The organism is Novosphingobium sp. (genome assembly GCF_019748365.1).
GTDB lineage: Bacteria > Pseudomonadota > Alphaproteobacteria > Sphingomonadales > Sphingomonadaceae > Novosphingobium.
On record NZ_JAIEPN010000093.1, the window covers coordinates 83,307 to 95,635 of the forward strand.

12 protein-coding genes are annotated in these 12,329 nt (G+C 64.2%); all 12 read right to left on the minus strand.

The annotated features are described in order from the left end of the window. Positions 1 to 11: 11 nt before the first annotated feature. The gene (nuoN, locus tag K5Q19_RS12060) at positions 12 to 1,475 is read right to left on the minus strand and encodes an NADH-quinone oxidoreductase subunit NuoN (RefSeq protein WP_292945390.1); all 1,464 of its coding nucleotides are present in this window, start codon (positions 1,473 to 1,475) and stop codon (positions 12 to 14) included. After that, positions 1,475 to 3,058 carry an NADH-quinone oxidoreductase subunit M gene (locus K5Q19_RS12065; RefSeq protein WP_292945393.1) on the minus strand — a complete coding sequence of 528 codons (1,584 nt, stop codon included), beginning with the start codon at positions 3,056 to 3,058 and terminating at the stop codon, positions 1,475 to 1,477. Before K5Q19_RS12065 ends, nuoN begins: the two co-directional genes overlap by 1 nt. Further along, positions 3,055 to 5,106 carry an NADH-quinone oxidoreductase subunit L gene (gene nuoL / locus K5Q19_RS12070; protein WP_292945396.1) on the minus strand — a complete coding sequence of 684 codons (2,052 nt, stop codon included), beginning with the start codon at positions 5,104 to 5,106 and terminating at the stop codon, positions 3,055 to 3,057. Before nuoL ends, K5Q19_RS12065 begins: the two co-directional genes overlap by 4 nt. Positions 5,107 to 5,221: 115 nt before the next feature. Beyond that, a complete protein-coding gene (gene nuoK, locus K5Q19_RS12075) occupies positions 5,222 to 5,527 on the minus strand; it encodes an NADH-quinone oxidoreductase subunit NuoK (RefSeq protein WP_292945399.1) in 306 nt (101 codons plus the stop codon). After that, the gene (locus K5Q19_RS12080; protein WP_292945402.1) at positions 5,524 to 6,141 is read right to left on the minus strand and encodes an NADH-quinone oxidoreductase subunit J; all 618 of its coding nucleotides are present in this window, start codon (positions 6,139 to 6,141) and stop codon (positions 5,524 to 5,526) included. The genes nuoK and K5Q19_RS12080 overlap by 4 nt, the downstream gene beginning before the upstream one ends. Before the next feature lie 12 nt (positions 6,142 to 6,153). Beyond that, the gene (nuoI, locus tag K5Q19_RS12085) at positions 6,154 to 6,639 is read right to left on the minus strand and encodes an NADH-quinone oxidoreductase subunit NuoI (protein ID WP_292945405.1); all 486 of its coding nucleotides are present in this window, start codon (positions 6,637 to 6,639) and stop codon (positions 6,154 to 6,156) included. Continuing rightward, positions 6,636 to 7,679: an NADH-quinone oxidoreductase subunit NuoH gene (gene nuoH / locus K5Q19_RS12090; RefSeq protein WP_292945408.1), complete on the minus strand. Its 1,044-nt coding sequence runs from the start codon at positions 7,677 to 7,679 to the stop codon at positions 6,636 to 6,638. Before nuoH ends, nuoI begins: the two co-directional genes overlap by 4 nt. A 217-nt stretch (positions 7,680 to 7,896) precedes the next feature. Beyond that, a complete protein-coding gene (nuoG, locus tag K5Q19_RS12095) occupies positions 7,897 to 9,906 on the minus strand; it encodes an NADH-quinone oxidoreductase subunit NuoG (RefSeq protein ID WP_292945411.1) in 2,010 nt (669 codons plus the stop codon). Between the two features lie 18 nt (positions 9,907 to 9,924). Next, a complete protein-coding gene (locus K5Q19_RS12100; protein ID WP_292945414.1) occupies positions 9,925 to 10,119 on the minus strand; it encodes a hypothetical protein in 195 nt (64 codons plus the stop codon). A gap of 18 nt (positions 10,120 to 10,137) precedes the next feature. Then, positions 10,138 to 11,421 carry an NADH-quinone oxidoreductase subunit NuoF gene (gene nuoF, locus K5Q19_RS12105; protein WP_292945417.1) on the minus strand — a complete coding sequence of 428 codons (1,284 nt, stop codon included), beginning with the start codon at positions 11,419 to 11,421 and terminating at the stop codon, positions 10,138 to 10,140. Beyond that, on the minus strand, positions 11,408 to 11,584 hold the full coding sequence (locus K5Q19_RS12110) for a hypothetical protein (protein WP_292945420.1): 177 nt from the start codon (positions 11,582 to 11,584) through the stop codon (positions 11,408 to 11,410). The genes nuoF and K5Q19_RS12110 overlap by 14 nt, the downstream gene beginning before the upstream one ends. Next, positions 11,584 to 12,252 (minus strand): NAD(P)H-dependent oxidoreductase subunit E, encoded by a 669-nt coding sequence (locus K5Q19_RS12115; RefSeq protein ID WP_292945423.1) that lies wholly within the window; start codon positions 12,250 to 12,252, stop codon positions 11,584 to 11,586. Before K5Q19_RS12115 ends, K5Q19_RS12110 begins: the two co-directional genes overlap by 1 nt. Positions 12,253 to 12,329: the final 77 nt, after the last annotated feature.

Here is a 12,329-nt window from a genome sequence, read left to right on the forward strand (position 1 = left end):
CGCTCAGCGCATCATGCAATGTGAAACAGCGCGGCGGCCGCATGGCCGGCCAGCACGCCCAGCGACTTTGTCAGCAGGTAGCCCAGCGGCGAGATCGCCACGACTGACACGAACAGCAGCACGCGCTGCGCCATGTCGCTCTGGCCCGTCACCACGTCCGCCGCTTCGTCGAAGTACATCACCTTGACGACCTTGATGTAGTAGAACGCGCCGATCACCGAAGCCGCGATGCCGATGGCCGCGAGCGAAAGCAGGTTTGCCTGCACTGCCGCCTGGAACACCACGAACTTGCCCCAGAACCCGAACAGCGGCGGAATGCCAGCCAGGCTGAACATGACCGCAGCAAGCGCCAGCGCCAGCATCGGCCGGGTCTTGGAAAGGCCCGCCATCGCCGCGATGGACTCGACCGGCGCCCCGTCCGCATCGCGCAGCATCAGCACCGCGACAAAGCCTGCGACCGACATCGCGACATAGATCGCAAGGTAGACCAGCATCGCCGCCGCGCCCGCCTGATTGGCGCAGGCAAGGCCGATCAGCATGAAGCCGACGTTGTTGATCGAGGAATAGGCGAGCAGACGCTTGATATTGTCCTGCCCGATCGCCCCCAGCGCACCGATCACGATCGAGAGCAGCGCCACGAAAATCACAATCTGCTGCCACGCCCCCGGCTGCGCGCCGAAAGCAAACAGGCTGACCCGCATCAGCAGTGCCAGTGCCGCCACCTTGGGCGCGGTCGCGAAGAAAGTCGTCACCGGGGTCGGCGCGCCTTCATAAACGTCGGGCGTCCACATGTGGAACGGCGCCGCGCTCACCTTGAAAGCAAGGCCCGCCAGTACGAACACGATCCCGAAGGTCGCGCCCATCGAAAGCGGCCCGGCGAGCGCGCCGTGAATGCCGGCAAAGCTCGTGCTGCCGGTGAAGCCGTAGGTCAGGCTGATGCCATAAAGCAGAATGCCCGAGGCGAGCGAGCCGAGCACAAAGTACTTGAGGCCCGCTTCCGCCGACCGCTCATCGCTGCGCAGGAACGCGGCCATGACATAGGCGGCAAGGCTGTTGAGCTCGAGCCCGATATAGAGCGCGAGCATGTCGGTCGCCGAGACCATCATGCCCATGCCCATCGAGGCGAGCAGTACCAGCAGCGGGAACTCCGCGCGCATCGCGTTCTCGCGCTCGAAGAAGGCAGGCGCGACGATCAGGGTGACGGCGGCACCGACGTAGATCAGCAGCTTGCCGAAAGCGGCAAACGCATCGCCGCTGAACTGGCCGTTCCAGGCGCTCACGCCCGGCCCCATCGCGGCCCCGCTCAGCGCCGGCACGGTGAGCACGGCGCAGACCGTCAGCGCAGCCACCGCCGCGATCGAAATCGCGCGGCTCGCCTTGTCACCCCCCCAGGCGGCGGCGAGCAGCAGGATCAGGCCGGAAACGCTGAGGACTTCCTCGGTCCCGGTGATCGCCAGAGAGCGCAGCAGTTCCATCAGTGCGCCTCCTCATGAGCAGCTTCAGCCCCGTGGGACTCTGGGCCGTGTTCCATCGATTCCCCATGTTCATGTGTCTTCGCGGCAGGCGGCATCGCCGCCAGTTGCACATCGGCATCGCCCTTCGGCCGCGCCTGCGCCAGCCGCGCTTCAAGCCCGGCAATGTCCTTGCGCATCGGCGCGAGGAAGGTTTCCGGGTAGACACCCATCCACATCACGGCCGCGGCGAGCGGGATCATCATCGCCCATTCGCGCGCATCAAGGTCGGGCATCGCGGCCGCGTCCTCGTTCTTCTGCACGCCGAACACCACGCGGCGATAGAGATAGAGCATGTAGGCCGCGCCAAGGATGATGCCGGTGGTGCACACCAGCGCCACCCAGCTCGACTGCGCGTAGATACCCAGCAGCGAGAGGAACTCGCCCACGAACCCGCTGGTGCCCGGCAGGCCGACCGAGGCCATCGTGAACAGCATGAAGAACAGCGCATAGGCCGGCATGTTGATCGCAAGGCCGCCGTAGCGGTCGATCTCGCGCGTGTGCAGCCGGTCATAAATCACGCCGACGGCAAGGAACAGCGCGCCCGAGACAATGCCGTGGCTCAGCATCACTATCATCGAGCCTTCAAGCCCTTGCCGGTTGAAGGCGAACAGCCCCACCGTCACGATCGCCATGTGCGCGACCGAGGAATAGGCGATCAGCTTCTTCATGTCGTGCTGCACCAGCGCGATCAGCGAGGTGATGACGACCGCCGCCATCGAGAGCCCGTAGATCAGCGGCGCAAACTGCGCGGAGGCTTCGGGGAACATCGGCAGCGAGAAGCGGATGAAGCCGTAGCCGCCCATCTTGAGCAGCACGCCCGCGAGGATCACCGAACCTGCCGTCGGCGCCTGCACGTGCGCGTCGGGCAGCCAGGTGTGCGTCGGCCACATCGGCATCTTCACCGCAAAGCTCGCGAAGAACGCGAGCCACAGCCAGGTCTGCGCCTTTACCGGGAAGCTGTAGGCCATCAAGGTCGGGATATCGCTCGTGCCCGCCTCGTTCACCATCCACATCATCGCGATCAGCATCAGCACCGATCCGAGCAGCGTGTAGAGGAAGAACTTGTAGCTGGCGTAGATGCGGTCCGCGCCGCCCCAGATGCCGATGATGAGGTACATCGGGATGAGGCCGGCTTCGAACATGATGTAGAACAGGAACAAGTCCTGCGCGGTGAAGACGCCGATCATCAGCGTCTCCATGATCAGGAAGTTGGCGTAGTATTCGCCCGCCCGCTTCTCGATCGCGTTCCAGCTCGCGCCGATGCAGATCGGCATGAGAAACACCGTCAGCGCGATCAGCAGCAGCGCGATCCCGTCGATGCCGAGCTTCCATTCAAAGCCGGCAAAGACCGAGGCATGCTCCTGGAACTGCCACTGCGGCCCGCCGATCTGGTACTGCGACCACAGCACCGCGCCGAGCACGAGATCGACCAGCGTCACCGCCAGCGCGATCATCCGCGCGCCCTCGCGCCCCGCCATGAGGCAGGCCACCGCGCCGACCAGCGGCACCAGCAGCATCAGGGAAAGGATGGGAAAGCCGCTCATTTCGCAATCACCCAGCTGACCGCGCCGACAAGGCCGACGAGCATGACCAGCGCATAGCTGTTGAGGTATCCGGACTGCAGCCGCACCGCGATCCGGCTGCCGCGCGCGACCACTGCCGCCACGCCGTTGGGCCCGAAGCGGTCGATCACGCCGATGTCACCCTGCTTCCAGAACAGGCGGCCGAGTGCCATCGCGGGCTTCACGAAGACCGCATTGTAGAGCTCGTCGAAGTACCACTTGTTCAGCACGAAGCGGTAGAGCGGCCCGATGGCGCCGGAGAATGCCGCCGGAATGCCCGGATTGGCGATATAGGCGACATAGGCTGCGGCAAGGCCGGTCGCCATAACCGCAAACGGCGCCCACTTCACCCATTCCGGCACACCGTGCATTTCGTGGATCAGGTGCTCGCTGAACGCGACGCTGCCCTTCCAGAACTCGCCGCCGCCCTCGCTGATGAACGCGTGGTGGAACACGAAGCCCGCCAGCACCGCGCCGACCGACAGCAGCGCCAGCGGCAGCAGCATCGAAAGCGGGCTCTCATGCGGGTGATAGCCCGCCGTGCCGTCATGCGAGGCATGGCCGTGCGCGTGATCATCATGGCCGTGACCGTGACCGTGGGCGTGATCGTCATGCCCATGCGCGTCATGCACCGCATGCTGGATATGCTCGGACTGCTCCCAGCGCGGCTTGCCCCAGAAGGTCAGGAACATCAGACGCCACGAGTAGAAGCTAGTCAGCAGCGCGGCGGTGATGCCCATCCAGAACCCGAAGTGCCCGCTCGCCGAACCAGAGCCGTAAGCCGCCTCAAGGATCGAATCCTTAGAGTAGAAGCCCGCAAACCCGAAGACGTCGACGATACCCACGCCGGTGATCGCCAGCGTGCCCATCATCATCGCCCAGAACGTCAGTGGGATGTGCTTACGAAGGCCGCCGTAATAGCGCATGTCCTGCTCGTGGTGCATCGCGTGGATCACCGAGCCCGCACCCAGGAACAGCAGCGCCTTGAAGAACGCGTGGGTGAACAAGTGGAACATCGCCGCGCCCGGCGCGCCCACACCCGCCGCCACGAACATGTAGCCGAGCTGCGAGCAGGTCGAATAGGCGATGACGCGCTTGATATCCCACTGTGTCGTGCCGATCGTCGCAGCAAAAAACAGCGTCGCCGCGCCGACATAGGTCACCACATGCATCGCGGTTTCGCTCGTCTGGAACATCGGCGAAAGACGGCAGACCATGAACACGCCAGCGGTCACCATGGTCGCCGCGTGGATCAGCGCCGAAACCGGGGTCGGGCCTTCCATCGCGTCCGGCAGCCAGGTGTGCAGACCCAGCTGCGCCGACTTACCCATCGCGCCGATGAACAGCAGGATGCACAGCACCGTCATCGTATCGAAGCGGTGGCCCAGGAACCCGATGGTCGAGCCAGCCATGCCCGGCGCCGCCGCCAGGATCGCCGGGATCGAGACGGTGCCGAACACCAGAAAAGTCCCGAAAATGCCCATCATGAAGCCAAGGTCACCCACGCGGTTGACCACGAAGGCCTTCATCGCGGCAGCGTTTGCGCTGGGCTTCCTGAACCAGAACCCGATCAGGAGGTACGAGGCAAGGCCCACCCCTTCCCAGCCGAAGAACATCTGCACGAGGTTGTCCGCCGTCACCAGCATCAGCATCGCGAAAGTGAACAGCGAAAGGTAGGCGAAGAACCGCGGCTGATCCGGATCCTCGTCCATGTAGCCCCAAGAGTACAGGTGGACGAGCGCCGAGACGCTGGTGATAACCACCAGCATGATTGCGGTCAGCGTATCGACGCGCAGCGCCCACTGAAAGTCGAGATCGCCCGAACGCACCCACTGCAGCACCGGCACGACCGAAGCCTCGGCGCTGCCGCTCAGGAACGAAAGGAAGATCGGCCACGAAAGCGCGCAGGATGCAAACAGAGCCCCCGTCGTCACGACCTTGGCCGGCACCTTGCCGATCAGCCGGGCGCCCAGCCCTGCGACCAGCGCTGCCAGAAGCGGCAGGAATACGATAAGCTGGACCGAACTCACCGCTCACCTCCATAAATAGGGACAGTCCCTATTTTTGCGGGCAGCGGCCTGCAGCCCACGCGCCAATCCATGCGGCAAAAATAGGGACTGTCCCTATTTATGGTTTGCACCGCCATCACCCCTTCATCCGGTTGACGTCATCGACCGCAATCGTGCCGCGGCCGCGGAAGTAGATGACGAGAATGGCAAGCCCGATCGCCGCCTCGCCCGCCGCCACCGTCAGCACGAACATCGCGAAGATCTGGCCGACAAGGTCGTGCAGGAACGCGCTGAACGCGACGAGATTGATGTTCACCGCCAGCAGGATCAGCTCGATCGCCATCAGGATGACGATCACGTTCTTGCGATTGAGGAAGATCCCCAGCACGCCGAGCACGAACAGGATCGAGCTCACCACGACATAGTGTTCAATACCAATCACAGCGTCACCCCCTGCCCGACGGCGGGCTTGACGTTGACCGTCGCCTCTTCCGGACGGCGCGCGATCTGGCGGCCGACGTTCTGGCCGCGCGTACCCTCACGCTGGCGGTGCGTCAGCACGATGGCCCCGATCATCGCGACGAGGAGGACGATCCCCGCCGCCTCGAACAGGAACAGGTAGCGCGTGTAGAGCAGCGCCCCGATCGCAGCGGTGTTCGAAAGCCCCTCCGGCGTCGCCGAAGCGCCGTCCGCCACGCCCAGCTGCAGCGCGCCGCTGTTCCAGGCGCCCACGCCCAGCACCAGCTCGGCCAGCAGCACCGCGGCGATCATCAGCCCCAGCGGCGCGTTCTTGATGAAGCCTGCGCGCATTTCCGAAAAGTCGATGTCGAGCATCATGACCACGAACAGGAACAGCACCGCGACCGCGCCCACGTAGACGATGACCAGCAGCATCGCGATGAACTCCGCGCCGACCAGCACCATCAGCCCCGCCGCGTTGAAGAACGCGAGGATCAGCCACAGCACCGAATGGACCGGATTTCGGGCGAGGATGGTGATCGCGCCGGAGGCAATCACGAGGCTCGCAAAAAGGTAAAAGGCGAATGCCTGTATCATGTTGCGCGGCCCCTAGCGGTACGGTGCATCGGCTTCAAGGTTCGCGGCCAGCGCCCGCTCCCACTTGTCCCCGTTCGCGAGCAGCTTGGACTTGTCGTAGAGCAGTTCCTCGCGCGTTTCGGTCGCGTATTCGAAGTTCGGCCCCTCGACGATGGCATCGACCGGGCAGGCTTCCTGGCAGAAGCCGCAGAAGATGCACTTGGTCATGTCGATATCATAGCGCGTGGTGCGGCGGCTGCCGTCCTCACGCGGTTCCGCCTCGATGGTGATCGCCTGCGCCGGACACACCGCCTCGCACAGCTTGCACGCGATGCAGCGCTCTTCGCCGTTGGGATAACGGCGCAGCGCATGCTCACCGCGAAAGCGCGGGGAGAGCGGGTTCTTCTCGAACGGGTAGTTGATCGTCGCCTTGGGCTTGAAGAGATACTTCAAGGTCAGCCAATGCGCCTTGACGAACTCCCACAGCGTGAAGCTCTTGATGATCTGCGAGACGGTCATGCGAAATGTCCGGTGGCCATGAGGTATCCGCTGATCGCGAACACGAAGAACAGCGAAAGCGGCAGGAAGATCTTCCACCCCAGCCGCATCAGCTGGTCATAGCGGTAGCGCGGCACCGTCGCCTTGACCCAGCTGAAGATGAAGAAGAAGAACAGGATCTTGAGCAGCAGCCACACGAGGCCGGGCACCAGATAGAGCACCGGCAAGTCCAGCGGCGGCAGCCAGCCGCCCCAGAACAGCGTGGCATTCAGCGCGCACATCAGGAGCACGTTGGCATATTCGCCCAGCCAGTAGAGCGCGAAGGCCATCGACGAGTATTCGGTCTGATAGCCGGCCACGAGCTCGCTTTCCGCCTCGGTCAGATCGAACGGCGCGCGCGCGGTTTCGGCCATGCCGGAGATCAGGAACATCACCCAGACCGGGAACAGCAGCGGGTTCGCGACGAAGCCGTTGATGATCCAGACGTGGTCCTTCTGCGCCTTGACGATGTCGTTCAGATTGAACGAGCCTGCCCACAGCACCACGCAGATGAGGATGAAGCCGATCGAGACTTCATAGGAAATCATCTGAGCGGACGCACGCATCGCGCTGAAAAATGGGTATTTCGAGTTCGACGACCAGCCCGCGATCACAACCCCGTAAACGCCCAGCGACGAGATCGCGAGGACATATAGCAGGCCCACGTTGATATCCGCCAGCACCGCGCCCGAATTGAACGGGATCACCGCCCAGGCCATCAGCGCCACGGTAAACGTGATGATCGGCGCGATCAGGAACAGACCCTTGTTCGCCGCCGAAGGGATGATGGTCTCCTGCAGGAACACCTTGAGGCCGTCCGCAAACGACTGGAGGATGCCGATCGGCCCCACCACGTTCGGCCCCTTGCGCAGCGCCATCGCCGCCCAGATCTTGCGGTCGGCATAGATGACGAGCGCCACCGCCAGCATGACCGGCAAGGCGATCAGCAGGATTTCCGCAATCGTCGAAACGGTCCAGGCCGCTTCGAACGAGAGGCCCAGCCCCTTGAAAAACGGGATCACAGCGCCACCCCCCAAACACCAACTCGGGCAAAACCAACCCTGTCACCCTGAACTTGTTTCAGGGTCCATTTCTCCGCAAACGCTGCCGTCTGACGCGAAGCGCCTCCCAAGCCGCACGGCTTCCAGCGCGCCACCGCACGCTTCGGCGCATGATGGCACGATGGACCCTGAAACAAGTTCAGGGTGACGGAGTGTGGTTGCGTTGCCGCGAGACCGCTCATTCCGCAGCCTCCGCAAAAGTCTCACCATGCAGCAGTTCCGCCGAGCAGCGCTGCAGCGTCGGGCTCGAACGCGCGATGGCATTGGTGAGGTAATGATCCTTGATCGGATAGCCCGCGATCACACCCTCGGCCTTGGCGCCCGCAGGAGCCGCCGGAAGCGCGCCGTAATCGGCCAGACCTTCCACGCCCAGCGCCGGCACTTCGGCGATCATCGCCGCGCGCAGCTGCTCGAAGCTGTCGAAGCCCACCGAAACGCCCAGCGCATCCGCCATCGCGCGCAGGATCGTCCAGTCCTCGCGTGCGTCCCCGGGCGCGTACACCGCGCGCTCGGAATACTGCACCCGGCCTTCGGTGTTGACGTAAGTGCCGTCCTTCTCGGTAAACGCCGCCGCCGGAAGGATAACGTCCGCCGCATGCGCAGCCTTGTCGCCGTGATGGCCGATATGCACGATCATCGAACCGGCAAACTTGGTGTAATCCACCTCGTCCGCGCCCAGCGAAATCACCATCTTCGGCTTGGCCGCGACCAGATCAGCGAGCCCGCCCGGCTGCGCATAACCCAGCATCAGCCCGCCCATGCGGCTCGCCGCCATGTGGAGCACGTTGAAGCCGTTCCACTCTTCGGTGACGAGCTTGAAGCGCTCGGCAAACGCCAGACCCGCTTCCAGCGCACCCTTCGCAAGGCCAGCCCCGCCGACAATGATCGCAGGCTTCTTGGCGCCCTCGAATGCGGCCACAACTTCGGCCGGTACGTCATTGAGAAGGCCTGCGTCTTCGCCAAGGAACGTAGCCGGATACGTCGGCTCCCAAGCCGCGCCGATCACAAAGACCTTCGCGCCCTTCTTGGCCGCCTTGCGCAGCCGCGTATTCACCAGCGGCGCTTCGTCGCGCACGTGGCTACCCACGATGAGGATCGCGTCCGCTTCCTCGATCCCGTTCAGCGTTGAATTGAACGCCACCGCCGCCATGTTGCTTGCGGTATAGGCCAGCCCCGTCTGCCGCCCTTCGAGCAGGCTCGAACCCAGCGCGCGCGCCAAAGCCTTGGCCGCAAACATCGTCTCGCAATCGACCTGATCGCCGGAGATCACCGCCACCGAAGCGCCCGGATTGATCTTCGCGACAGCGTCAAACGCCTCGGCCCACGAAGCCGCCGTCAGCTTGCCATCCTTGCGCAGCCAAGGCTTGTCCAGGCGGCGGCGCGTCAGCCCGTCCACGACATAGCGCGCGCGGTCAGACAGCCATTCCTCGTTCACGTCATCGTTCACGCGCGGCAGGATGCGCAGCACTTCGCGGCCCCGGCTGTCGATGCGGATGTTCGAACCGACCGCATCGGACACGTCGATGCCCAGCGTCTTCTTCAGCTCCCACGGCCGCGCTTCGAAGGCATAAGGCCGCGAGGTCAGCGCGCCGACCGGGCACAGATCGATCACATTGGCCGAGAGTTCATGCTTCGCCGCACCTTCAAGGTACGTCGAAATCTGCATCCCCTCGCCGCGATAGAGCGCGCCGATCTCGTCCACGCCCGCGATCTCTTCGGAAAAGCGCACGCAGCGGGTGCAGTGGATGCAGCGGGTCATCACCGTCTTGATCAGCGGACCCATGTACTTCTCGGTGACCGCGCGCTTGTTCTCGTCATAGCGCGACTTGCCGCGCCCATAAGCGACCGACTGGTCCTGCAGATCGCATTCGCCGCCCTGATCGCAGATCGGGCAATCGAGCGGATGGTTGATGAGGAGAAACTCCATCACCCCTTCGCGCGCCTTCTTGACCATCTCGCTGTCGGTGCGGATCTCCTGCCCCTCGCTCGCGGGCAGCGCGCACGAGGCCTGCGGCTTGGGCGGCCCGGGCTTCACTTCAACGAGGCACATGCGGCAATTGCCCGCGATGGACAGCCGCTCGTGATAGCAGAAGCGGGGGATTTCCTTACCGGCCAGCTCGCACGCCTGCAGCACCGTCGCGCCTGCGGGGACTTCGAGCTCTACGCCGTCTACTTTGAGTTTAGGCATTGTGCGGAACTCCAGCAATCAGCCCCAGATCCCGGGTAACCGGTCGTAGAAGCTGCGCAGCCAGATTTGCGCCGCGATTTCCAGAATGAGCACGACAAGCAGCAACCAGAAATTGAACTGGCCTGTCAGCATGAGCATCATGGTGAAGAACGCCGCAACGACGATCCCCAGCATCACAATGATGATCAGGCCTTTGAGCAAAAAGACGCTCATGTACCGTCGCCCCCCTCATCACTCCGCCGCCTCCCGCTGATTTTCCGCAATCCGGCGCTCGATTTCGGGCCGGAAATGCCGGATCAGGCCCTGGATCGGCCAGGCCGCCGCGTCGCCCAGCGCGCAGATCGTGTGGCCTTCGACCTGCTTGGTCACCTGCTGCAGCATGTCGATTTCCTCGACCGCCGCGTCACCGGTGCGCAGGCGTTCCATCACGCGCCACATCCAGCCGGTGCCTTCGCGGCACGGGGTGCACTGGCCGCAGCTTTCGTGCTTGTAGAAGTAGGACAGCCGGCTGATCGCGCGGACGATATCGGTGGACTTGTCCATCACGATCACCGCCGCCGTGCCGAGGCCCGAGCCGACCGCGCGCAGGCCGTCGAAGTCCATCGGCGCGTCCCAGATTTCCGCCGCCGGCACCAAAGGCACCGAGGACCCGCCGGGGATCACCGCGAGCAGATTGTCGCGCCCGCCGCGAATGCCGCCGCAGTGCTTCTCGATCAGCTCGCTGAACGGGATGCTCATCGCCTCTTCCACCACGCAGGGCTTTTCGACATGGCCGCTGATCTGGAAGAGTTTGGTGCCCTTGTTGTTGTCGCGCCCGAAGCTCGAAAACCACGCCGCGCCGCGCCGCAGAATCGTCGGCGCGACCGCGATGCTCTCGACATTGTTCACGGTGGTCGGGCAGCCATATAGGCCCGCACCCGCCGGGAACGGCGGCTTGAGACGCGGCTGGCCCTTCTTGCCTTCGAGGCTCTCGATCATCGCGGTCTCTTCGCCGCAGATGTAGGCACCCGCGCCGCGGTGGACGAAGACGTCGAAATCATAGCCCGAACCGCAGGCGTTCTTGCCCAGCAGCCCCGCCTCATAGGCCTCGGCCACCGCGGCAAACAGCGTCTCGGCCTCGCGGATATATTCGCCGCGAATGTAGATATAGGCCGCCCGCGCGCGCATCGCGAAGCCTGCCACCAGCGCGCCTTCGATCAGCTTGTGCGGATCGTGGCGGATGATCTCGCGGTCCTTGCACGAACCGGGTTCAGATTCGTCGGCATTGATCACGAGGAAGCTCGGACGGCCGTCCTTGCTTTCCTTGGGCATGAACGACCACTTCATGCCGGTCGGGAAGCCCGCCCCGCCGCGCCCGCGCAGGCCGGAATCCTTGATCTCCTGAATGATCGCGTCCTGCCCGCGTTCCAGCAGGGCCTTGGTGTTGTCCCAATCCCCGCGCGCCTGCGCTGCCTTCAGGTTCCACGGCTGATAGCCGTAGAGGTTGGTGAAAATCCGGTCCTTATCCGCGAGCATTGTCCGCTCCCTTCTTCGGCGCATCGCCGCGCGTCGCAAAGGCGATCAGCAGCGCGGCTATCGCAATCGCCCATGATCCGAGCGAGCCGTCACGCGCCAGATCGAGCAGCCCCAGCCCCATCAGAACCGCGCCCACTGCAATCAGCACCTGCTTGAGGGCCATCACCATTCCCCCCGGTAATCATGGTTCGCGCCGACCATCGCGGTCAGGCTCGTCGGCCCGCCCAGCGGCTCGACGGTATGGCGGCCCGGCAGCTGCGTGCCGGTCTTCGGCTGCTTGCCCGCCGCCAGCTCATCGAGGATGCGCGTCATGTCCGCCGCGGTCAGGTCCTCGTAGTTGTCGTCGTTGATCTGGACCATCGGGGCGGAGGCGCAGTTGCCCATGCATTCCACCTCGGTCAGCGTGAACACGCCGTCGTCCGTCGTGTGGCCCTTCTTGAGCCCCTTCGCCTTGCACGCCGCCATGATGTCGTCAGACCCACGCAGCATGCACGGCGTCGTCCCGCAAACCTGCACGTGGAACCGGCCGATCGGCGCGATGTTGTACATCGTGTAGAACGTCGCCACTTCGACCACGCGGATGATCGGCATGTCGAGCTGCGCCGCCACATACTCCATCACCGGAATCGGCAGCCAGCCTTGCGTGTTCTCTTCGGCACCCACCTGCCGCTGCGCCAGATCAAGCAGCGGCATCACCGCCGAACGCTGCCGCCCCGCGGGATAGCGCGCGATGATTTCCTTCGCCTTTTCAGCGTTTTGCGCCGTCCAGGCAAAGCTGCCCCAACGCGCCCGAAGCTCGGGGGTATCGGGTTCGATATGACGGTCAGCCATCAGCGAATGAACTCCACGCGGGCGCACTTGTCGCCCTCGAAACTGTAGATCGTGAGCACCTCGAACGGCTCCGCCGC

Coding starts and splice junctions, on each gene's coding strand:
- nuoN (WP_292945390.1), bottom strand. CDS start 1,475: ATGGAACTGCTGCGCTCTCTGGCGATCACCGGGACCGAGGAAGTCCTC.
- K5Q19_RS12065 (WP_292945393.1), bottom strand. CDS start 3,058: ATGAGCGGCTTTCCCATCCTTTCCCTGATGCTGCTGGTGCCGCTGGTC.
- K5Q19_RS12080 (WP_292945402.1), bottom strand. CDS start 6,141: ATGATACAGGCATTCGCCTTTTACCTTTTTGCGAGCCTCGTGATTGCC.
- nuoI (WP_292945405.1), bottom strand. CDS start 6,639: ATGACCGTCTCGCAGATCATCAAGAGCTTCACGCTGTGGGAGTTCGTC.
- nuoG (WP_292945411.1), bottom strand. CDS start 9,906: ATGCCTAAACTCAAAGTAGACGGCGTAGAGCTCGAAGTCCCCGCAGGC.
- K5Q19_RS12100 (WP_292945414.1), bottom strand. CDS start 10,119: ATGAGCGTCTTTTTGCTCAAAGGCCTGATCATCATTGTGATGCTGGGG.
- nuoF (WP_292945417.1), bottom strand. CDS start 11,421: ATGCTCGCGGATAAGGACCGGATTTTCACCAACCTCTACGGCTATCAG.
- K5Q19_RS12110 (WP_292945420.1), bottom strand. CDS start 11,584: ATGGCCCTCAAGCAGGTGCTGATTGCAGTGGGCGCGGTTCTGATGGGG.
- K5Q19_RS12115 (WP_292945423.1), bottom strand. CDS start 12,252: ATGGCTGACCGTCATATCGAACCCGATACCCCCGAGCTTCGGGCGCGT.